Source organism: Mesorhizobium sp. M0968, assembly GCF_040319065.1.
In the GTDB taxonomy this organism is placed as follows: domain Bacteria; phylum Pseudomonadota; class Alphaproteobacteria; order Rhizobiales; family Rhizobiaceae; genus Mesorhizobium.
The window spans coordinates 172,069-192,616 of sequence record NZ_JAMYNL010000009.1; the positions used below are offsets into that span (position 1 = coordinate 172,069).

A 20,548-nucleotide genomic window follows, 5' to 3' on the forward strand; every position below is an offset into this window, starting at 1 on the left:
ATCAGCATGGCGGCAGTCACACTCAAAAACGTCATCAAGCGCTTCGGCGTCTTCGAGATCGTCCACGGTGCCAATATCGACATCGATGACGGCGAATTCGTCGTCTTCGTCGGCCCTTCCGGCTGCGGCAAGTCCACGCTGCTTCGGATGATCGCCGGGCTCGAGGACATCAGCGACGGCGAGATCGCCATTGGCGGCAAGGTGGTGAACGACGTCGAGGCGGCCGATCGCGGCATCGCCATGGTGTTCCAGTCCTACGCGCTCTATCCGCACATGACGGTCGAGCAGAATCTGAGCTTCGGCCTGAGAATGACCGGCAACCCCAAGGGAGATACCGAGCGGCGGGTGAAGCGGGCTTCCGAAATCCTGCGCATCGCCGAGCTGATGAAGCGGCGGCCGCGGCAATTGTCGGGCGGCCAGCGCCAGCGCGTCGCCATCGGCCGCGCCATCGTGCGTGAGCCGCAAGTGTTCCTGTTCGACGAACCGCTCAGCAATCTCGATGCCGAGCTCCGGGTGCAGATGCGCGTCGAGATATCGCGCCTTCATAAGGAGCTCGGCGTTACCATGGTCTATGTGACGCACGACCAGACCGAGGCAATGACGCTGGCCGACAGGATCGTCGTGCTCAACGCCGGCAATATCGAGCAGATCGGCGCGCCGCTCGATCTCTACGACGACCCCGCCAACCGCTTCGTTGCCGGCTTCGTCGGCTCGCCGAAAATGAACTTCCTGGCGGCAAAAATGGTCGGGGCCGACAACGGTGCGGCGGTCGTCGAACTGGTCAATCATCGCGGCGCGCGACTGCGCAAGCCGCTTTCGGATGCCTTGCCTGCAACAGGCGGCGATGTTGTGCTTGGCGTGCGGCCGGAGCATTTCTTCGACGCCGGCCAGGGCGATTGCGACCTTACCCTCAAGGCCGACGTCGCCGAGCACTTGGGATCGGTGAGCTATGTCTATGCCAATTCCGGTACCGGTGGCGGACGCGAGGAACTGATCATCGAGCGCGAGGCCTCGCGGCATCGCGCGAACGGCGACGACCTGGTGGTGTCGATCAAAGCCGACCGCTCGCTTCTCTTCGACGCCACCGGCGCACGCATTCGCTAACCCATCTTTCTTTTGTCCGATCGCGATTGCTCGCGGCCACCCCACGGAGATTTGACATGACGTCCAAACCAGAAAAAGTTCGCTGGGGCATTCTCGGGCCCGGCAACATCGCCAAGGCTTTTGCCGGGGGCGTCGCCCATTCGCGCACCGGCACATTGGTCGCCTTAGGGGCGCGCAATCCCGGCAAGTCGGGGCTCACCGAGGCTTTCCCCGGCGCCCGCATCCTGGACGGCTACGAGGCTTTGGTTGGCGATCCGGATGTCGACGCGATCTATATTTCGACGCCGCATCCGAGCCATGCCGAATGGGCGATCAAGGCGGCCGAGGCCGGAAAGCACGTGCTTTGCGAAAAGCCGCTTGGCCTGACCGCATTCGAAGCCGACGCCATGATCCATGCCGCGCGCAAGGCCGGCACCTTTCTCGGCGAAGCCTTCATGTACCGGCTGCATCCGCAGACGGCCAGGCTGGTCGAGCTGATCAGGGCCGGCGCGATCGGCGACATCAAGATGATCAAATCCAGCTTCGGCTTCGCCATGCCGGGCTTCATGCCGGAGCACCGGCTTTACGCCAAGGATCTCGCCGGCGGCGGCATTCTCGATGTCGGCGGTTATCCCGTCTCGATGGCGCGGCTGATTGCCGGCGCAGCAGTGGGAAAGCCCTTCGCCGAGCCGGACAAAGTCGTCGGCGCTGCGCATCTCGGCCAATCCGGCGTCGACGAATGGGCGTCGGCGCTGTTGCATTTTCCGAGCGGCATCGTCGCGGAAGTGTCCTGCAGCATCTCGCTCGCTCAGGACAATGTCTTGCGTATTGTCGGCAGCAAAGGCCGCATCGAGGTGGCGGATTTCTGGTATGCCGGCGGCCAGCAAGGCGGCACCGGCGAAATCCGCATCATCCGTCCGGGTGACACCGAGGTGGTCGAGGTCACGGAGGACGGCTGGCTGTACGCATTTGAGGTCGACGCCGCCGGCGAGGCCATTCTCGGCGGAAAGCAGGAGTTCGCCTGGCCCGGCATGGGCTGGGCCGACAGTCTCGGCAATCTGCGCGTGCTCGACAAATGGCGGGCCGCGATCGGGCTCGAATACGACATCGAGAAACCGGCAAAGCGCGTCAACACGATCTCCGGACGGAAGCTGCGCTCCGGCGGAACCGCCATCCCCAAGCGCAGCATTCCGGGCCTGCCGCGGCCGGCCTCGTGCCTGGCGCTCGGCTTCGAGGATTTCCGCACCTTTTCGTCGGGCGCCATCCTGCTCGATGCCTATTTCGAGGCCGGCGGCAATCTGTTCGACACCGCCTTCGTCTACGGTTCCGGCTATACCGAGACGCTGCTCGGCCAGTGGCTGAAGAACCGCGGCGTGCGCGAGCAGTCGGTGGTCATCGGCAAGGGCGCGCACTCGCCGCTCTGCTATCCCGACGTCATCGGCAAGCAGCTCACCCAGTCGCTCGAACGGCTGCAGACCGACCATATCGACGTCTATTTCATGCACCGCGACAATCCGGATGTGCCGGTCGACGAATTCGTCGATGCGATGGACCGCGAGGTCAAGGCCGGCCGCATTCGCGGTCCGTTCGGCGGCTCGAACTGGACGATGGAACGCATGGACAAGGCGATTGCCTACGCCGAGCGCACCGGCAAGCAGAAGCCCGGCGCGCTTTCCAACAATTTCTCGCTGGCCGAGATGCTGGAGCCGATCTGGGCAGGCTGCGTCACCTCCTCCAGCGACGAATGGAAGGCCTGGCTCGCCGCCCGGCAGATGCCGAATTTCGCCTGGTCGAGCCAGGGCCGCGGCTTCTTCACCGACCGCGCCGGCCGCGACCGGCGCGACAATGAGGAGCTGGTCCGGGTCTGGTATTCGGAGAGGAATTTCGGCCGTCGCGACCGCGCCATCGAGCTCGCCAAACGGTTGGGCAAAAGCCCGATCCACGTCGCGCTCGCCTATGTCCTGGCGCAGCCCTTTCCGTCCGTCCCGCTGATTGGGCCGCGCACGCTCGACGAATTGGAAGACAGCCTCCAGGCGCTCGACATTTCACTTTCGCCGGACGATCTTGCATGGCTGGATAGCGGTTCGGATCAGGCCCGCGCGCGGGCCTGACGGCAGCGGCAGTCGCTTCGGCCTACGCTGCGCCCTTAGCTTCCGGACTGTTTGCGCTGCCCTCACCCTCTCCCGCAAAGATCCGGGAAAGGGTAAGAATGAGGGCAGCGCAAAGGCCACTGGAAGTTAGGAAAGACAGATGCTCGACATCGCACCGACGAAACAGGCGGCCACCTGGCTCGATTCCTTTGCCCGGGCGCTCGAGGCCAGCGACGTCGAGGCGGCAACCAATTTGTTCGTCGAGGACTGCTACTGGCGCGATCTCTTGACCTTCACCTGGAACGTCAGGACGATGGAGGGCCGCGCCGCGATCCGCGACATGCTGGCGGCGACGGTGGCAACGACAAAACCTGCCCGGTGGCAGCTCAGCGGCGAAGCGACTTCGGACGAGGGCACGATCGAAGCCTGGTTTTCTTTCGAGACGTCATCGGCGTGGGGCCATGGCGTCATGCGTCTCAGGGACGGCAAGTGCCGGACACTGTTTACCGCGATGAGCGATCTCAAGGGGTTTGAGGAGCGCAAGGGCCCGGCGCGGCCGCTGGGCGTCCGCCACAAGGCCGATCCGGAGCGCGAGACCTGGCTCGAGGCGAGGGCGCGCGAGACACGTGAACTCGGCGCCGGCCAGCAGCCTTATTGCCTGGTCATCGGCGGCGGCCAGGGCGGCATCATGCTGGGCGCCCGGCTCAGGCAATTGGCCGTGCCGGCCATAGTCATCGAGAAGAACGCCCAGGCCGGCGATTCCTGGCGCAATCGCTACCGCTCGCTCGTGCTGCACGACCCGGTCTGGTACGACCATCTGCCCTACATACCGTTTCCCGAGAACTGGCCCGTGTTCACGCCCAAGGACAAGATGGGCGACTGGCTGGAGATGTATACGCGCGTCATGGAGCTCAACTACTGGACCTCCACGACATGCGTGAGCGCGTCCTATGACGAGACCGAAAGGGTCTGGACGGTCGAGCTCGATCGCGCCGGCGAGCGCATCACGCTAAGGCCGAAGCATATCGTCTTTGCGACCGGCGCCTATGGCCCGCCCAGGCGCATCGACCTGCCGGGTGCCGATGTCTTCAACGGCGAGATCCTGCATTCCAACCAGTATTCCAGCGGCGAGAAATTCCGCGGCAAAAAGGTCGCCGTCATCGGCGCCGCAAGTTCCGGCCATGACGTCAGCGTCGATCTTTGGGAGAGCGGCGCCGAGGTGACCATGGTCCAGCGCTCGCCGACGACGGTGGTCAAGTCGGACACGCTGATGGAGATCGGTTTCGAGATCTTTTCGGAAAAGGCGCTGGCCCGCGGCATTACCACCGAGAAGGCCGACATGATCGTCGCCTCGACGCCGTTCGCGCTGCTGCCGCAAGGCCAGCGGGCGCTTTACGACATCATCAAGGCGCGCGACGCGGCCTTCTACGACCGCTTGCGCGGCGCCGGCTTCGCCATCGATTTCGGCGACGACGAGACCGGGCTCCTGATGAAGGCCTACCGCACCGGCTCGGGCTTCTACATCGATGTCGGCGCTTGCGACCTGATCATCGATGGCGAGATCGGCATCCGCAGCGGCGTCGGGATCAAGTCGCTGACGCCGACAGGCATCCTCTTCGACGACGGCACCGAACTGGCGGCCGACGCAATCATCGCCTGCACCGGCTATCTCTCGATGAACGAAACCGTGGCGGCGATCGTCTCGCGCGAAGTCGCCGACAAGGTCGGCCCGTGCTGGGGGATTGGCTCGGGCGTGAAAGGCGACCCGGGTCCGTGGCAAGGCGAATTGCGCAACATGTGGAAGCCGACGGCACAGGAAGCGCTGTGGTTCCACGGCGGCAACCTGGCGCTGTCGCGCTTCTATTCGAAGTTCGTCGCGCTGCAGATCAAGGCGAGGATGGAAGGCATTGCGACGCCGGTTTATGGAGCGGCGGGGCGGTGAAGCTGTGATCTCCCCCTTTGAGGGGGAGATGGCCGGCAGGCCAGAGGGGGTCGCCGCGCGTCGAGCGCCAACCTCCATCCGTTGCAGGAAGACGAGCCCGGTCGAACCGACCCCCTCTGTCGCCTTCGGCGACATCTCCCCCTCAAGGGGGGAGATCACCCACGCCCGAAATGCCGGCTCACAACATCGACATGCGTGTCGTGCGCATGCGCTTCGAAGCGTTCGGTCTCGCCGAGATCGTCCACCGCCTCGTTCGGCCACCAGCTGCCGCCGACCACGATTCCGTCCGAGACCAGCCTTTGCTCGGCGACCAGCGAGGCGCCGACCGAATCGACAAAGGTGAAGCGGCCCGGACGCAGCCGCAGCACCGCGATGTCGCCGACCGCACCCACCGCCAGCCTGCCGAGATCGGGCCTGGCGATCGCTTCGGCAGGGCGCTGCGTGGCGGCGCGCAGCACCTCGACCAGCGGCATGCCGAGCGCCAGCAGCTTCGACATGCAGACCAGGATGTCGAAGGCCGGCCCGTCGACGCAGTAGAGATGCACGTCGCTGCTGATCACGTCCGGCGCCAGCCCCTCGCTGAGCATCGCTTTCGCCACTTCGAAATCGAACGAGCCCATGCCGTGGCCGATGTCGAAGATGACGCCGCGCTCGCGCGCCAGCCGCATATCTGGCCGCACCGCCCCCGAGGCGAAGATCGGCGCGTTGGGAAACGGCCGGAAGCAGTGGGTGAGGATGTCGCCCTTGCGCAGCCGCGGCAGCACTTCCGAGCGGCCCGGCGGCGGCTCGTCTATGTGCGCCATCAGCGGCAGGCCGGCTTTGTCGGCGGCTTCGAGCGCGAGATCGACCGGCGCGATGCCGCTGGTGCCGCCGGCATGGCGACCCGAGCGGACCTTGACGCCGACAACCACGTCCGCGTGCTCGCGAGCCGCCGCTACCGTCTCGCGCGGTTCGCAGAGCCGGAGGTCGCTACACTCGCCGACCGCCACGGTCTGCGAGAAGCCGAATATGCCGGCAAAGGAAATGTTGACATAGGCCAGGATGCGGACTTTCGAGCGCTCGATGACGTGGCAGCGAAAGCCGAGGAAATTGCCGGCGCCGGCACTTCCGGCATCGATGAAGGTGGTGGTGCCGCTCTTTGCGGCGAGCCGGTCGGCATCGACGCCGAGCGACGTGCCGCCCCAATAGACATGGCTGTGCAGGTCGATCAGGCCCGGCGCGACGATCGAGCCCGTGGCATCGATGACGCGGGCGGCACGTTCGAAGGGGATTTCGGTGTCGATCGCGGCGATACGGCCGTCGGCAATCGCCAGATCGCGCTGCGCGTCGAGGCCGGACGCCGGATCGATGAGGCGGCCGCCTTTTATCAGGAGATCGAATTGCATCGCGCCTGTCTCCACTTTCCCGTCAGGCCGGCCTGTAGGCAACGGCCTCGACCTCGATCTTGATGTCGATCATCAGCCGCGACTCCACTGTCGTGCGCGCCGGCGGGTCTTTCGGGAAATGCCTGGCATAGACGGTGTTGAAAATGCCGAAATCGCGGGCGTCTTCGAGCCAGACGGTCGTCTTGACTACGTCGTCGAGGGTACAGCCGGCCAGCGCCAGTGCCGCCTTGACGTTCGACAGCACCTGCTCGGTCTGTTCGGCGATGCCGCCCTTGACCACCAGCCCGTCTGTGCCGACCGGCACCTGGCCTGAGACATAGACGAAATCGCCGGCCCTGACCGCCGGCGACAACGGCACATGGGATTTTCCAAAACACTGCTTGGGCAAGGAGGCCTCCTGTCTAGGTTCTTTGGGTGAACGCGCGATGCTGCGAGAGATAGGGGGCGGCTGCACGCCATCGATCCACATTTTGAAAGCCTATATCGCTTTGCTGCGGTAACGCCAGAACGATCACCGCCCTTGGTGATCCTTCGCGCCCCCTCTGTCCTGCCCTCTTTGCGATCACTTGGCATCTCCCCCTCTAGTGGGGAGATCGGCAGCTTCGCCGATAGCATCCATTCAGCCACCTTGGAGATTGGCGAAAGCCGCGGTGACATCCAATCTTCCCCCTGGAGGGGGAGATGCCCGGCAGGGCAGAGGGGGGGCGCTGTCCTGGGCGCTGTCCCGCCAGCGTCTGGGCCCGCGACACCAGCCGGCTCAGCGGTCGATCCGCGTCGACAGGATGATCGACGACGACGTGCGCTCGACTCCGTCCATGGCGCCGATCTGGTCGAGAAGCGTGTCGAGATCCCTGATCGACGGCGCCTCGACGATGACGATCATGTCGAAATTGCCGCTGACCGAGTGCAGCGTGCGAACCGGTGCCAGCGCCTGCAGGCTGCGCACCACCTTGTCGGCAAGCTTGGGGGTGACGGTGAGCAGGACATGCGCCCTGACCAGCCCCTGCTCGTAATCCGGCGACAGCCTGACCCCGTAGCCGGCGATGATGCCGCGCTGTTCCAGCCGCTCGATCCGGCTTTGCACCGTGGTTCGTGAGACGCCGAGCCGCCGCGCCAGTTCGGCGGTCGAGGCGCGCGCATTGGTGCGCAGCAGGGAAAGCAGAGCCTGGTCGGCATCGCTGAGCATTTCGACGAACCTTACCGGCACATTGCCCAAAGAGAGGCTGCGTTTCGTACAATCTCACGCTTCCTTTCGACAGGCAAGCTGCGATTCTAACCGTGAATTTAGCATTGGCGCGAGGGACCGGTCATGAAGGAAATCATCGTCGTCGGCGCCGGCAAGATCGGCTCGACCATTGCCGAGATGCTGGCTTCCACGGGCAACTACCATGTCACGCTCGTCGACCGCTCGGCGGCGCAGCTCGGCGCGGCCGAACTGCCTGAAACGGTCGAGACGCTGGAACTCGACATCGAAGCCGCCGGCACCCTCGAAGCGGCCTTGGCCGGCAAGTTCGCGGTGCTCAGCGCCGCGCCCTTCCATCTGACCACGCGCATCGCCGAGGCGGCGGCCAGCGCCGGCGTGCACTATCTCGATCTGACCGAGGACGTCGTCAGCACCAGGCGGGTCAAGGAACTGGCTCGTTCCGGCAGCAGCGCCTTCATCCCGCAATGCGGCTTGGCGCCGGGCTTCATCTCGATCGTTGCCAACGATCTCGCCAGCCGCTTCGACACGCTGGAAAGCGTGCGCATGCGGGTCGGCGCGCTGCCCCAATACCCGTCGAATGCGCTGAACTACAATCTGACCTGGAGCACCGACGGCGTCATCAACGAATATTGCGAGCCTTGCGAGGCGATCGTCGAAGGCGAGCTGATCGAAGTGCCGCCGCTCGAGGAGCGTGAAGAATTCTCGCTCGACGGCGTCACCTATGAGGCGTTCAACACCTCGGGCGGGCTGGGCACGCTGGCCGAAACGCTGAAGGGCAGAGTGCGCACGCTGAACTACCGCACCATCCGCTATCCCGGCCATGCGGCGATCATGAAGGCGCTGCTCAACGACCTCGGCCTGCGCCACCGCCGCGACGTGCTGAAGGACATTTTCGAAAGCGCCCTGCCGGCGACGCTGCAGGACGTCGTCATAGTCTTCGTCACCGTCAGCGGCCGCAAGAACGGCCGTCTGCTGCAGGAAACCTACGCCAACAAGATCTACGCCAGGCGCGACGGCGAAATGGTGCGCAGCGCCATCCAGATCACCACCGCATCGGCGATCTGCGCCGTGCTCGACATGCTCGCCGACGGCACCTTGCCGGCAAGCGGTTTCATCAAACAGGAGGACATCGCGCTCGACGCGTTCCTGGCCAACCGCTTCGGCCGCGCCTATGCGCAGCACGAAATGGTTAGCCGGCTTGCAGGGTGAGCTGCGTAATCTCCCCCCTCGAGGGGGAGATGTCGCCGAAGGCGACAGAGGGGGTCGCCTCGCGTAGAGCGCCAACCTCCATCTGTCGCAAGGGAGGTCGCATCCAGTCGAACCGACCCCCTCTGGCCTGCCGGCCATCTCGCCCTCAAGGGGGGAGAGCGCGAGCCATCAGACATGCACCGCCCGCCGCAGCGCCTTCAGCGCCGCTTCCGGAAAACCCTCGCCCTGTGTCGGATGGGAATGGATCGTCCCGGCGATATCCTCCAGCGTCGCACCCATCTCCAGCGCCAGCCCAAACGCAGTGGACAGCTCCGACACGCCCTGGCCGACGGCCTGGATGCCAAGCACCAGATGGTTGTCCGCCCGCGCCACTACCCGAACGAATCCGTCCTCGCCCAACTTTGTCATCGCCCGGCCATTGGCGGTGAAGGGAAACAGTCCGACCTTGATCTCGCCACGGGTCTTGGCCTCCTCCGGCGACAGGCCTGCGGTGACCAGCTCCGGATCGGTGAAACAGACAGCCGGGATCGCTCGTCTGTCCCAGCTGCGCTTGTGGCCGGCAACGATCTCGGCGACCATTTCGCCTTGCGCCATGGCCCGATGCGCCAGCATCGGCTCGCCGGTGACGTCGCCAATGGCAAAGATGCCCCGCATCGAGCTGCGGCACTGGTCGTCGATGCGGATGAAGGGTCCGGCCATGTCGAGGTCGATCTGCTCTAACCCCCAGCCTTCGGTCACCGGCTTGCGACCGACCGTGACCAGCATCTTGTCGGCAGCGATCTTGCCGTTCTTGCCGCCATTCGTCTCGACCAGCAGCGCGTCGCGCTTAGTGGACAGCCCCTTGGCCTTGGCGTTCACGAGCACCTCGATGCCGAGTTCGGCCAGCCGCTTCACCACCGGCCGGGTCAGTTCCGCATCATATTGCGCCAGCACGCGCGGCAACGCCTCGACCACGGTCACCTTGGCGCCCAGCTTGGCAAAGGCGATGCCGAGTTCCAGCCCGATATAGCCGCCGCCGACCACCGCCAGCCTCTCCGGAACTTCGCTCAGCGCCAGCGCCTCGGTCGACGAAATGACCGGCCCGCCGAACGGCAGCGACGGCAGCTCGACCGGCGCCGAGCCGGTCGCTATCACCACCGTTTCGGCTCGGATCACCTGCATGCCGATCTCGGTCTCGACGGCAACGGTCTTGCCGTCGCGAAATGTCGCCCAGCCATGCACCGTCTTCACGCCAGCTTTCTTCAGCAGGCCGGCGACGCCGTTGTTCAGCCGGCTAACGATGCCGTCTTTCCAGGCAATGGTCGCGGCGAGATCAAGCGACGGTGCCGCGACCGTTATGCCGAGTGGACTTTTGCCGCCAGCCATGTGCGAGAGCTTTTCGAACTCTTCGGCTGCATGGATCAGCGCCTTTGACGGGATGCAGCCGACATTGAGGCAAGTTCCGCCCGGTTTGCCTGCCTCGACGATCACCGTGTCGATGCCAAGCTGCCCGGCGCGGATGGCACAGACATAGCCGCCCGGACCGGCGCCGATGACCAGCAGCTTGCAGGAGATTTCCTTCATGTCAGCTGCGTCCTTTCGGGGATAAATGCCCCACCATCCGGCCGCTGCGCGCCTTTCCTTCTCCCCCTGTGGGAGAAGGTGGATCGGCGCGTAGCGCCGAGACGGATGAGGGGTGTTGGACGGAGTGCGGTAGGTGCCAAGCTGGAGCACCCCTCATCCGTCGCCTTCGGCGACACCTTCTCCCACAAGGGGAGAAGGGGGAGCCAGCGTCCCGGCGCCCCATGCTGCCGGGCGAGGGGGCCTTTGCGACCGTTCTCATCTCCTCAGTCCACAAAAATCAGCGCCGGCGTCTCCAGCAGCGTCTTGATCCGCTGGATAAACACCGCCGCGTCCCAGCCGTCGATGACGCGGTGGTCGAAGCTGGAGGACAGGTTCATCATCTTGCGCGGGATGAACTGGCTGCCGTCCCATACCGGCCGCACCATCATCTTGTTGACGCCGACGATCGCCACTTCCGGATGATTGATCACCGGCGTCGTCGCCACGCCGCCCATGGCGCCCAGCGAAGTGATGGTGATGGTCGATCCCGACAGTTCGTCACGCGTCGCCGTGCCGGATTTTGCCGCCTCGGCCAGCCTGACAACCTCGGCTGCACAGTCCCAGATGTCGCGCGCCTCGGCGTGCTTGACCACCGGCACCATCAGCCCGGAAGCCGTCTGCGCGGCGATGCCGATATGGACGCCGCCATGCTTGTGGACGATGCCGGCTTCGTCGTCGAACAGTGCGTTGACATTGGGCTGGTCGGCGATTGCCTTGACCATCGCCCGCATCAGGAACGGCAGCAGCGTCAGCTTCGGCCTGTCCGCGCCGGGCCGCTTCTCCTTGTTGAGCGCGGCGCGCAAATCCTCGAGCGCGGTGACGTCGATCTCCTCGACATAGGTGATATGCGGGATGCGCGACTTGGCCAGCGTCATCTTCTCGGCGATCTTTCGCCTGAGCCCGATTATCTTGATGTCCTCGACCGCCTCGTTGCGGGCGAGGCCAGGAGCCTTCGCGAGCTGCGGTCCGCGTGCCAGGAAGGCGTCGATATCCTCGTGCCGGATGCGGCCGGCCGGGCCGGTTCCCGGGACCTGCCGAAGGTCGATGCCGGCCTCTTTCGCCCTGAGGCGGACGGCCGGCGAGGCCAGTGGCTTTTCGCCCTCGGGGCGCGGCGCACCGACCGGCGCTATACCCCCGAAAGCCGGCGCAATACCCCCACCCCTAACCCCTCCCCACAAGGGGGAGGGGGACTCCGTATCCGCCGTTCGTGCGCCCTCGGTTCTTGGCACATGCCCGACCAAGGGCGAGCTGGACCTGGCTTCGGCTTTGGCGGCCGAAGCTCGTCCCCCTCCCCCTTGTGGGGAGGGGCTAGGGGTGGGGGTAGGTGCCGCCTCACCCTCCGCCGATTTCGCGCCTGCGTTCACATTTCCCTCGCCGGCCACCTTCAACCTGACAATCGGCGAGCCGATCGCCACCGTGTCGCCGATCTCGGCGCCCAACCAGACGATCTCGCCATCGACGGGCGACGGAATTTCGACTGTCGCCTTGTCGGTCATGACAGCGGCAAGCACGGCGTCCTCGCGCACGAGATCGCCGACCTTGACCTGCCATTCGACGAGCTCGGCCTCGGCGACGCCTTCGCCGACATCGGGCAGCTTGATGACATATTCGCCCATCGTTCCCCCTCAGGCTTCCACCGTTTCGACCAGCGCGCGGCCTAGCCGGGCAGGACCAGGAAAATAGTCCCACTCCTGCGCATGCGGATAGGGCGTGTCCCAGCCGGTGACCCGCGCCACCGGCGCTTCCAGATGGTAGAAGCAGTTCTCCTGGACCAGCGCCGAAAGTTCGGCACCGAACCCCGATGTCAGCGTCGCCTCGTGCACCACCACGCAGCGCCCGGTCTTGTTGACCGAGGCGACAATCGTCTCGAGGTCGAGCGGCAGCAGCGTTCTCAGATCGATGATCTCGGCATCGATGCCGGTCTCCTCGGCCGCCGCCCGGGCGACATAGACCATCGTGCCGTAGGCAAGCACGGTGACCGCCGCACCCGGCCGTCGGATCACCGCCTTGCCGAGCGGCACCGTGTAATGGCCGTCGGCAACCTCGCCGAGCTCATGTTTCGACCACGGCGTTACCGGCCGCTCGTGATGACCGTCGAACGGCCCGTTATAAAGCCGCTTCGGTTCCAGAAAGATCACCGGGTCCGGATCCTCGATCGCCGCGATCAGCAGGCCCTTGGCGTCGTGCGGGTTCGAGGGCACCACGACCTTCAGGCCGGAGACGTGGGTGAACAGCGCCTCCGGGCTCTGGCTGTGGGTCTGGCCGCCGAAAATGCCGCCGCCGGTCGGCATTCTCACGACGATCGGGCAGGTGAAATCGCCGTTCGACCGGTAGCGCAGCCGCGCCGCTTCCGAGACGATCTGGTCATAGGCTGGATAAACATAGTCGGCAAACTGCACCTCGACGCAAGGCTTCAGCCCGTAGGCGGCCATGCCGATGGCCGCGCCGACAATGCCGGATTCGCTGATCGGCGCATCGAAGCAGCGGCTCTTTCCGTATTTCGCCTGCAGGCCTTGCGTGCAGCGGAAGACGCCGCCGAAGAAGCCGACATCCTCGCCGAACACGATGACTTGGCTGTCGCGCGCCATCGACACGTCCATGGCGTCGCGGATCGCCTCGATCATGGTCCGCCGCGGCATGGTCAGACCCCTGCCTGTTGGCGCTGGCGCTTGAGATGCGGCGGCATCTCGGCATAGACGCCCTCGAACATGTCGCGCGTCGAGGGCTTGCCGCCGGCATGCAGCGTGCCATGGCGCTCGGCCTCCCGCTGCGCCGAAATCACCGTGTCGAGGATTTCCGCCTCGGCCTGGGCGTGGCGTTCGTCCGACCAGACGCCGCGCTGGATGAGATGGTTCTTCAGCCTGACGATCGGGTCGCCGAGCGGCCAGGCATCGGACTCGGCCTTCGGCCGGTAGGCCGACGGGTCGTCGGAGCTCGAATGGGCGCCGACGCGGTAAGTGACGTATTCGACCAGCGTCGGCCCGAGATTGCTGCGCGCCCGTTCCGCCGCCCATTTGGCCACCGCATGGACGGCGAGATAGTCGTTGCCGTCGACGCGCAGTGACGGAATGCCGAAGCCGAGCCCACGGGCGGCAAAAGTACCGGAGCCGCCGCGGGCGATGCCCTGGAAGGTCGAGATCGCCCACTGGTTGTTGACGACGTTGAGCACGACCGGCGCCTTGTAGGTCGAGGCGAACACCAGCGCCGAATGGAAGTCGGACTCGGCGGTCGAGCCGTCGCCGATCCACGCGGCGGCGATCTTTGAATCGTTGCTGATCGCCGAAGCCATCGCCCAGCCGACCGCCTGGATGTACTGCGTCGCCAGATTGCCGGAGATCGAGAAGAAGCCGTGCTCCTTCGACGAATACATGATCGGCAATTGCCGCCCTTTCAGCGGATCGGCCTCGTTCGAATAGATCTGGTTCATCATCGTGACCATCGGGTAGCCGTCGGCGATGAGCAGGCCGGCCTGCCGATAGGTCGGAAAATTCATGTCGCCCCGCGACAGCGCCTTGCGGAAGGCGCAACTCACTGCCTCTTCGCCGAGATGCTGCATGTAGAAAGAGGTCTTGCCCTGGCGCTGCGCCATCTGCATGCGCGCATCGAAGCTGCGCAGCGTCATCATATGGCGCAGCCCCTCCAGCAACTCGTCGTCCGAAAGCAGCCCTGCCCACGGCCCGACCGCCTCGCCGGCGCGGTTGAGCACGCGGATGATCGAGAAGGCCAGATCGCGGATGTCGCGCGGGTCGACGTCGATCTTCGGGCGCGGCACCGAGCCAGCTTTTGGAATGCTCACATTGGAGAAATCCGGCGTCCCGCCCGGCCGCACTTCCGGTTCCGGAACATGGAAGCGCAGCATTCCGGCATCGGCCATGATCTCGGTCCTCCACTGTTGCCCGGCCAGGATACTTGCACACCGCCAGACCAGTGCCAATTCGTCGGGCGAGGCTTCGCTGCCGCTGGCTGCTGCCCGCGGCAGACAGGATGGAGATATGTCGGCGAAATTTCTTGTCGATCTTCCGCGCCGGCGCGCAATTTCGGAGATGATTGCGCCGGGTTTCCCGCCAGATAAGGCAATGCGTCGGGTTGGGCGGCGCGAGCACCTCCTTCTCCCCTTGTTGTGGGAGAAGGTGGCCGAGCGAAGCTCGGTCGGATGAGGGGTGTTCCAGCTTGGCACCAACAGCGCTCCGGCCAGCACCCCTCAACCGTCTTGGCGCTGCGCGCCAATCCACCTTCTCCCACAAGGGGGAGAAGGAAAGGAGGGCGGCGCCGTTCACCCCGCGCCCGTGTCATGCTAATCAGCGCCCATGGCACAAAAGAAAGCATACGAGGTCGATGCATGGCTCGCGAAGCCGGATCCGCGCGTCTCGATCGTGCTGCTTTACGGTCCCGATCGCGGGCTGGTTGCCGAGCGGGCAAAGGCCTTTGCCGGCAAGACCGGCCTGCCGCTCGACGATCCGTTCTCGGTCGTCAGGCTGGACGGATCGGAAGTCGATCGCGACGAGGGCCGTCTGCTCGACGAGGCGCGCACCGTGCCGATGTTTTCGGAGCGGCGCCTGCTATGGGTGCGCAACGCCGGCGCTCAGAAGGCGCTTGCCGATGACGTCAAGGCGCTGACGTCGGAGCCCGCGCGGGACGCCATCATCCTCATCGAGGCCGGCGACTTGAAGAAGGGCGTCGGCCTGCGCGCCGTGGTGGAGGCGGCGGACAATGCCATGGCTCTGCCTTGCTACGCCGATGAGGCCAGGGACATCGACACGGTCATCGACGACGAACTGCGCAAGGCCGGCATGTCGATGACGCTGGAGGCGCGGCAGGCGCTGCGCCGCAATCTCGGCGGCGACCGGCTGGCCTCGCGTGGCGAGATCGAAAAGCTTGTGCTTTATGCGCATGGCCAGGCCGAAATCGGCCTCGACGACGTCAAGGCGACGTCTGGCGATGTCTCGGGCCTCTCCTTCGACGCGGCGGTCGACGCCCTGCTCGAAGGCAGGATCGCCGATTTCGACACCGCCTTCACCCGCCATTGCCAGTCCGGCGGCCAGCCCTTTCTGGTACTTTCATCGGCGATGCGGCAGTTGCAGGCGATCCAGGCGATGCGCGGCCAGATGGACGCCGGCGGCCGCAATGCCGCTTCGGTCGTTGCCGCGGCGCGCCCGCCGGTGTTTTTCTCCAGGCGCAAGCTGGTCGAGAAAGCCCTCGAACGCTGGAGCAGCGAGGCGCTCGGGCGCGCCCTCAACCGCCTGCAGACGGCGGTCCTGCAGACACGCCGGCGGCCGGATCTGTCGGTCGCGCTGGCACGCCAGGCCCTGCTCGGCATCGCCGTGGAGAGCGCCAGGCTGGCGCAGCGCACCTGATCTCCCCCCTTGAGGAGGAGATGTCGCCAAAGGCGACAGAGGGGGGTTACAGCGCGTAGAACACCAGCTCCTTCCGCGAAGACAGAGGAGGTGGGCGCTTGAAATTTGACGACCCCTTCTGGCCTGCCGGCCATCTCCCCCTCAAGGGGGGAGATCAACTACTTCGACGATTTCGCCAATCACCGCGCGGCAGCAAAAACGTTATTTGCCGGTTAATTTTAGCAACCTACCTACTCCCGCTTCAGCCTTCGGCAAAGCTCGTCGAGCTGCTCCAGCGTCCGGTAGGCGACGCTGATCACGCCGCCGCGCTGGTTGTGCTCGATCGTGACGATCATGCCGATCGTGCTGGTCATCAGCCGCTCCAGCGCCAGCGTGTCGGCATCCTTTTGCGGCGGTGCGGCGGGCTGGCGTTTTGCCGACGGCGCGCCGACCGGCATTTGCGCCAGCGCCTCGGCCTGGCGCACCGAAAGCCCTTCATCGATGATCCGCTTGGCGAGCCCGGCCGGGTCGTCGGCCGTCACCAGGGTACGGGCGTGGCCGGCCGAGAGCGCGCCGTCGACCAGCATGTCGCGGATGACGTCGGGCAGCTTGAGCAGTCTCAACGTGTTGGCGACATGGCTGCGGCTCTTGCCGATCACCTGGCCGAGATCGGCCTGGGTATAGCCGTGGTCGTCGATCAGCTGCTGGTAGCCGAGCGCCTCCTCGACCGGGTTGAGGTCGGTGCGCTGGACGTTTTCGATGATCGCCAGTTCGAGCGCCGTGCGGTCGTTGACGTCGCGTACGATGATCGGGATTTCGGTCAGCCCGGCGCGTTGCGCCGCGCGCCAACGACGCTCGCCTGCGATGATCTCGTAGCGGCCCGTTTGGGTTTTCGACGGCCGCGCCACCACCGGCTGCACCACGCCATGTTCGCGGATCGACTGGGCGAGGTCGGTCAGGTCGGCGTCGCCAAAATGCCGGCGCGGGTTTTTGGGATTGGGGCTGAGGAACTCGATCGGCACCTTGCCGTCGGCCGCCAGGCCCGGCTTTTCCGGAGCCGCCGGGCGATCGATTTCGCCGATTAATGCCGCCAGTCCCCGGCCCAGTCTTTTTCTCGAAGGGTCTTCGTTCATTGTCCGTCCAGATCGTTTCGGTATCGAATCGGCTTATTGTTCAGGCAGCACGCAATTTGCGCTCGCGGCGGATGACTTCCGAAGCAAGCTGCAGATAGGCCTGGCTGCCCGAGCATTTGAGGTCGTAGAGAATCGCCGGCTTGCCGTAGGACGGCGCCTCGGAAACGCGGACATTGCGCGGGATGACGGTTTCATAGACCTTGTCGCCCATATGCGCCCGCACATCCTGCACCACCTGGTTGGCGAGATTGTTGCGCCCGTCGAACATGGTCAGCACGATGCCCTGGATCGTCAGGTCGGGGTTGATCGAGCGGCGCACCTGCTCGACCGTCTCCAAAAGCTGGCTCAGGCCCTCCAGCGCGAAAAACTCGCACTGCAGCGGCACCAGCACCGAATCGGCCGCAGCCATCGAATTCAGTGTCAGCAGGTTGAGCGACGGCGGGCAGTCGATCAGCACATAGCCGAAATTGGCCGAGCGCTCAGCCGAAGCCCGCAGCGCGTTGCGCAGCCGCAGCACTCGATCCGGCGCCGAGGCGATTTCCATCTCGATGCCGAGCAGGTCGAGCGTCGACGGTACGATCGACAGGCCAGGCACCGCCGTCGGGATCGCCGCCGCTTCGAGATCCAGCTCGCCGGTCAGCACATCATAGGACGAGACGGTGCGGTCGCGCCGGTCGATGCCAAGCCCGGTGCTGGCGTTGCCCTGCGGGTCGAGATCGACGATCAGCACCTGTTCGCCTATGGCCGCCAGCGCGGTGGCCAGATTGATGGCGGTCGTCGTCTTGCCGACGCCGCCCTTCTGGTTGGCGACGGTGATGATTCGGGGGCCGTTCTTCATCATGGGTCTATGCCAGAAATTCATTTGGGTCGCCGGTCACAAGCCAGGGTGCTGTCGCAAGTCGGATACTTCGAGAATGACGCCCTGTGCGTCGGTTGCACTGGCATGTTCTACCAGATCGAAAGACCATCGTTGAGCGCTTTCTGCCACTTCGGCGCGGTAATCCCGGCCTTTGTGAAACAGGCCGCGCGACCCCTTGGTCAGCCACGGTGCCGCCAGGTCGAGCAGGTCGGGCAGCGAGGCGAGTGCCCTGGCTGTGACGATTTGCGGTGCAGGAACAAGCGGATAGCTGTCGTCGATGCGGCGCGCGATAACCTTGGCGGGCAGGCTGAACTGTCCGATGACCGCTTGCAGGAACGATGCTTTTTTCCGGTTGCTTTCAACCAGGTCGATACCGGCGCCGTCCCGCTCGGCAAGCAAAAAGGCCAGCACAAGGCCGGGAAACCCACCGCCGGAGCCGAGATCGACCCAGCGCTTCGCCTCTGGTTTGATTCGCGCCAGCTGCGCGCTGTCGAGGATGTGGCGGCGCCAGACATCGTCCTGCGTCGATCGCGCGGCCAGATTGATCCGGCGGTTCCATTTCTGGAAGACGGCCTCGAACTCGACCAGGCGATCGAATGTTTCACGTGAAACCGGGCCCGCTGCCGCCTGGAGGTTTGCCCAGGACGCTGCGCTCACGCGACCTGCTTTCGCGCGGCCGCCTCGGCATTGCGGACATGGGCGACAATAATCGCCAGCGCCGCCGGCGTCATGCCTTCCATGCGTTGCGCATCGGCAATCGAGCGCGGCTGGCGTGCCAGCATCTTCTGCTTCAACTCGTTCGACAGGCCGGGAACAGAAGCAAAGTCGAGCGATTTGGGAATAAGCCTGCTCTCCTCATGCCTGATCTGCGAAACATCGGCCTGCTGGCGGTCGAGATAGACAGAATATTTGGCTTCCGTTTCAAGACGTTCGGCCGTTTTGCTGTCGATCGCCGCGAAAGCCGGCTCGGCCCGCGCCAGCCAGGCGATGTCGACGCCGGGATAGGCCAGCAACTCATAGGCGGAGCGGCGGACGCCGTCCCGGTTGATTTCGAGCCCATGGCGCGCTGCCTCATTGGGGGTCATGGTGGTGCCGAGGGCGAGCTGTCGCGCCTTCTCAAGGTCTTGCATACTATTGTTGAACCGCTGCATCCGCTCCGGCGAGGCAATCCCCAGCCTTATCGCCAGTGGCGTCAGCCGCTCATCGGCGTTGTCGGCTCGCAGCGATAGCCGGAACTCGGCCCGCGAGGTGAACATGCGGTACGGTTCGGCGATGCCGCGGCTGGTCAAATCGTCGACCATCACGCCGATATAGGCTTCGGTGCGGCTGAGCACGATTTCCTCGCTCGCCGACGCCTTGCGCGCTGCATTCAAGCCGGCAAGCAGCCCTTGCGCACCGGCCTCCTCGTAGCCGGTGGTGCCGTTGATCTGTCCGGCGAGGAACAAGCCGGCGATCCGCCTGGTTTCCAGCGTCGGCTTGAGCTCGCGTGGATCGACATGATCATACTCGATGGCATAGCCCGGCTGCAGCATCGTTGCCCGCTCCAGCCCCGGAATGGTCTTCAGGATGTCGAGCTGCACGTCCTCGGGCAGCGAGGTCGAAATGCCGTTCGGGTACACCGTGTCGTCGTCCAGCCCTTCGGGCTCCAGAAAGATCTGGTGGCCTTCGCGGTCACCGAACTTGACGATCTTGTCTTCGATCGACGGGCAATAACGCGGCCCGACGCCTTCGATCGACCCCGAATACATGGCCGAGCGGCCGAGATTGGCGCGAATCAGCTCGTGCGTCGCATTGGTCGTTCGGGTGATGCCGCAATGGATCTGCGGATTTTCGATGCGATCGGTCAGCAGCGAGAACGGCACGGGGTCCTCGTCCGCCGCCTGGCTCTCCAGTGACGCCCAACCGATCGTCCTGCCGTCCAGCCGCGGCGGCGTGCCGGTCTTCAGCCGCCCGAGCTTGAAGCCGGCGCGGCTCATCGTCGCCGACAGGCCGATGCTCGCCTGCTCGTTCATGCGGCCGGCGACGATCTTCTTCTCGCCGATATGGATCAGCCCGCGCAGAAAAGTGCCGGTCGTCAGCACCACGGCGCCGCAGGCGAGCCGGCTTCCATCCGCCAGCAGCACCGCCGCGATGCGTCCGTCGTCGATTTCCCGGATGTTGATTTCGAAATCCAGCACCTCGCCTTCGATGACATCGAGGCCAGCCTGTTCGCGAATCGCCGCCTGCATGGCGAGCCGATAGAGTTTTCGGTCGGCCTGCGTCCGTGGCCCGCGCACCGCCGGCCCTTTGCGGCGGTTGAGCAAACGGAACTGGATGCCGGCCGCATCGGCAACGCGGCCCATCAGCCCGTCCATGGCGTCGATCTCACGAACCAGATGGCCCTTGCCGAGGCCGCCGATCGCCGGATTGCAGGACATCACGCCAATCGTGTCGAAGCGCAGCGTCACCAGCGCGGTCCTGGCGCCAGCCCGCGCGGCAGCGCTGGCCGCCTCGCACCCAGCATGGCCGCCACCCACCACCACCACATCATAGTGATTGGTCATTTCAGAATCCCGAATTTAAGTGGACCGACACATGTCCCTGGAGGCACGCGCTGTCAAGGATGCAGGGCGCTTCAGACGCATGACTGCTCCCGACAATGCAGACAGAGATTGCCTGGCGCCGCCCTGTCTTCCTTCTCCCCTTGTGGGAGAAGGTGGATTGGCGCG

General features: G+C 65.1%; 16 protein-coding genes. 5 read left to right on the forward strand and 11 right to left on the reverse strand.

The annotated features are described in order from the left end of the window. Positions 1 to 6: 6 nt before the first annotated feature. The 3 genes from NKH67_RS18475 to NKH67_RS18485 all read left to right on the forward strand — a co-directional run bounded on the left by NKH67_RS18475 (position 7) and on the right by NKH67_RS18485 (position 5,115). Positions 7 to 1,104 (forward strand): ABC transporter ATP-binding protein, encoded by a 1,098-nt coding sequence (locus NKH67_RS18475; protein ID WP_352470902.1) that lies wholly within the window; start codon positions 7 to 9, stop codon positions 1,102 to 1,104. A 56-nt stretch (positions 1,105 to 1,160) separates the two neighbouring features. Then, the gene (locus NKH67_RS18480) at positions 1,161 to 3,194 is read left to right on the forward strand and encodes an aldo/keto reductase (protein WP_352470903.1); all 2,034 of its coding nucleotides are present in this window, start codon (positions 1,161 to 1,163) and stop codon (positions 3,192 to 3,194) included. 139 nt (positions 3,195 to 3,333) lie between these two features. Then, on the forward strand, positions 3,334 to 5,115 hold the full coding sequence (locus NKH67_RS18485) for an NAD(P)-binding domain-containing protein (protein ID WP_352500820.1): 1,782 nt from the start codon (positions 3,334 to 3,336) through the stop codon (positions 5,113 to 5,115). A gap of 155 nt (positions 5,116 to 5,270) precedes the next feature. Here the strand turns inward: NKH67_RS18485 and NKH67_RS18490 are convergent, their stop codons facing one another. The 3 genes from NKH67_RS18490 to NKH67_RS18500 form a co-directional block, all read right to left on the reverse strand. Then, entirely contained in the window at positions 5,271 to 6,500 is a 1,230-nt protein-coding gene (locus tag NKH67_RS18490; RefSeq protein WP_352474013.1) for an amidohydrolase/deacetylase family metallohydrolase, read from the reverse strand. 22 nt (positions 6,501 to 6,522) lie between these two features. After that, a complete protein-coding gene (locus NKH67_RS18495; protein ID WP_023675940.1) occupies positions 6,523 to 6,888 on the reverse strand; it encodes a RidA family protein in 366 nt (121 codons plus the stop codon). Between the two features lie 369 nt (positions 6,889 to 7,257). After that, complete coding sequence (locus NKH67_RS18500; protein WP_352474012.1) at positions 7,258 to 7,686, reverse strand: Lrp/AsnC family transcriptional regulator; 429 nt, start codon at positions 7,684 to 7,686, stop codon at positions 7,258 to 7,260. Positions 7,687 to 7,809: 123 nt separating this feature from the next. On the opposite strand from NKH67_RS18500, the gene NKH67_RS18505 reads away from it, so the two are divergent. After that, positions 7,810 to 8,913: a saccharopine dehydrogenase family protein gene (locus NKH67_RS18505; RefSeq protein WP_352474011.1), complete on the forward strand. Its 1,104-nt coding sequence runs from the start codon at positions 7,810 to 7,812 to the stop codon at positions 8,911 to 8,913. Between the two features lie 168 nt (positions 8,914 to 9,081). On the opposite strand, the gene lpdA is transcribed toward NKH67_RS18505, so the two are convergent. The 4 genes from lpdA to NKH67_RS18525 all read right to left on the reverse strand — a co-directional run bounded on the left by lpdA (position 9,082) and on the right by NKH67_RS18525 (position 14,389). Further along, positions 9,082 to 10,476: a dihydrolipoyl dehydrogenase gene (lpdA, locus tag NKH67_RS18510; protein WP_352500821.1), complete on the reverse strand. Its 1,395-nt coding sequence runs from the start codon at positions 10,474 to 10,476 to the stop codon at positions 9,082 to 9,084. Between the two features lie 263 nt (positions 10,477 to 10,739). Further along, positions 10,740 to 12,131, reverse strand: a complete 1,392-nt coding sequence (locus NKH67_RS18515) for a dihydrolipoamide acetyltransferase family protein (RefSeq protein WP_352500822.1) — start codon at positions 12,129 to 12,131, stop codon at positions 10,740 to 10,742. Between the two features lie 9 nt (positions 12,132 to 12,140). Continuing rightward, the gene (locus NKH67_RS18520) at positions 12,141 to 13,154 is read right to left on the reverse strand and encodes an alpha-ketoacid dehydrogenase subunit beta (protein WP_352474008.1); all 1,014 of its coding nucleotides are present in this window, start codon (positions 13,152 to 13,154) and stop codon (positions 12,141 to 12,143) included. 2 nt (positions 13,155 to 13,156) lie between these two features. After that, positions 13,157 to 14,389 carry a 3-methyl-2-oxobutanoate dehydrogenase (2-methylpropanoyl-transferring) subunit alpha gene (locus tag NKH67_RS18525; RefSeq protein ID WP_352474007.1) on the reverse strand — a complete coding sequence of 411 codons (1,233 nt, stop codon included), beginning with the start codon at positions 14,387 to 14,389 and terminating at the stop codon, positions 13,157 to 13,159. A gap of 433 nt (positions 14,390 to 14,822) precedes the next feature. On the opposite strand from NKH67_RS18525, the gene holA reads away from it, so the two are divergent. Beyond that, positions 14,823 to 15,869 (forward strand): DNA polymerase III subunit delta, encoded by a 1,047-nt coding sequence (gene holA, locus NKH67_RS18530; protein ID WP_352500823.1) that lies wholly within the window; start codon positions 14,823 to 14,825, stop codon positions 15,867 to 15,869. Positions 15,870 to 16,099: 230 nt separating this feature from the next. Here the strand turns inward: holA and NKH67_RS18535 are convergent, their stop codons facing one another. The 4 genes from NKH67_RS18535 to mnmG are packed head-to-tail and all read right to left on the reverse strand — an operon-like array spanning position 16,100 to position 20,383. After that, on the reverse strand, positions 16,100 to 16,981 hold the full coding sequence (locus NKH67_RS18535) for a ParB/RepB/Spo0J family partition protein (RefSeq protein WP_352474005.1): 882 nt from the start codon (positions 16,979 to 16,981) through the stop codon (positions 16,100 to 16,102). Between the two features lie 40 nt (positions 16,982 to 17,021). After that, positions 17,022 to 17,822, reverse strand: coding sequence for a ParA family protein (locus tag NKH67_RS18540; RefSeq protein WP_084642633.1), 801 nt, complete (start codon positions 17,820 to 17,822; stop codon positions 17,022 to 17,024). A 33-nt stretch (positions 17,823 to 17,855) separates the two neighbouring features. Then, positions 17,856 to 18,497 carry a 16S rRNA (guanine(527)-N(7))-methyltransferase RsmG gene (gene rsmG / locus NKH67_RS18545; RefSeq protein ID WP_352474004.1) on the reverse strand — a complete coding sequence of 214 codons (642 nt, stop codon included), beginning with the start codon at positions 18,495 to 18,497 and terminating at the stop codon, positions 17,856 to 17,858. Further along, a complete protein-coding gene (mnmG, locus tag NKH67_RS18550) occupies positions 18,494 to 20,383 on the reverse strand; it encodes a tRNA uridine-5-carboxymethylaminomethyl(34) synthesis enzyme MnmG (protein WP_352474002.1) in 1,890 nt (629 codons plus the stop codon). Before mnmG ends, rsmG begins: the two co-directional genes overlap by 4 nt. Positions 20,384 to 20,548 lie beyond the last annotated feature (165 nt).

Excerpts from the sequence above, each read along its gene's own strand:
- NKH67_RS18475 (WP_352470902.1), top strand. The coding sequence starts at position 7 with ATGGCGGCAGTCACACTCAAAAACGTCATCAAGCGCTTCGGCGTCTTC.
- NKH67_RS18480 (WP_352470903.1), top strand. The coding sequence starts at position 1,161 with ATGACGTCCAAACCAGAAAAAGTTCGCTGGGGCATTCTCGGGCCCGGC.
- NKH67_RS18485 (WP_352500820.1), top strand. The coding sequence starts at position 3,334 with ATGCTCGACATCGCACCGACGAAACAGGCGGCCACCTGGCTCGATTCC.
- NKH67_RS18490 (WP_352474013.1), bottom strand. The coding sequence starts at position 6,500 with ATGCAATTCGATCTCCTGATAAAAGGCGGCCGCCTCATCGATCCGGCG.
- NKH67_RS18500 (WP_352474012.1), bottom strand. The coding sequence starts at position 7,686 with ATGCTCAGCGATGCCGACCAGGCTCTGCTTTCCCTGCTGCGCACCAAT.
- NKH67_RS18505 (WP_352474011.1), top strand. The coding sequence starts at position 7,810 with ATGAAGGAAATCATCGTCGTCGGCGCCGGCAAGATCGGCTCGACCATT.
- lpdA (WP_352500821.1), bottom strand. The coding sequence starts at position 10,476 with ATGAAGGAAATCTCCTGCAAGCTGCTGGTCATCGGCGCCGGTCCGGGC.
- NKH67_RS18515 (WP_352500822.1), bottom strand. The coding sequence starts at position 12,131 with ATGGGCGAATATGTCATCAAGCTGCCCGATGTCGGCGAAGGCGTCGCC.
- NKH67_RS18520 (WP_352474008.1), bottom strand. The coding sequence starts at position 13,154 with ATGCCGCGGCGGACCATGATCGAGGCGATCCGCGACGCCATGGACGTG.
- NKH67_RS18525 (WP_352474007.1), bottom strand. The coding sequence starts at position 14,389 with ATGGCCGATGCCGGAATGCTGCGCTTCCATGTTCCGGAACCGGAAGTG.
- holA (WP_352500823.1), top strand. The coding sequence starts at position 14,823 with ATGGCACAAAAGAAAGCATACGAGGTCGATGCATGGCTCGCGAAGCCG.
- NKH67_RS18535 (WP_352474005.1), bottom strand. The coding sequence starts at position 16,981 with ATGAACGAAGACCCTTCGAGAAAAAGACTGGGCCGGGGACTGGCGGCA.
- NKH67_RS18540 (WP_084642633.1), bottom strand. The coding sequence starts at position 17,822 with ATGATGAAGAACGGCCCCCGAATCATCACCGTCGCCAACCAGAAGGGC.
- mnmG (WP_352474002.1), bottom strand. The coding sequence starts at position 20,383 with ATGACCAATCACTATGATGTGGTGGTGGTGGGTGGCGGCCATGCTGGG.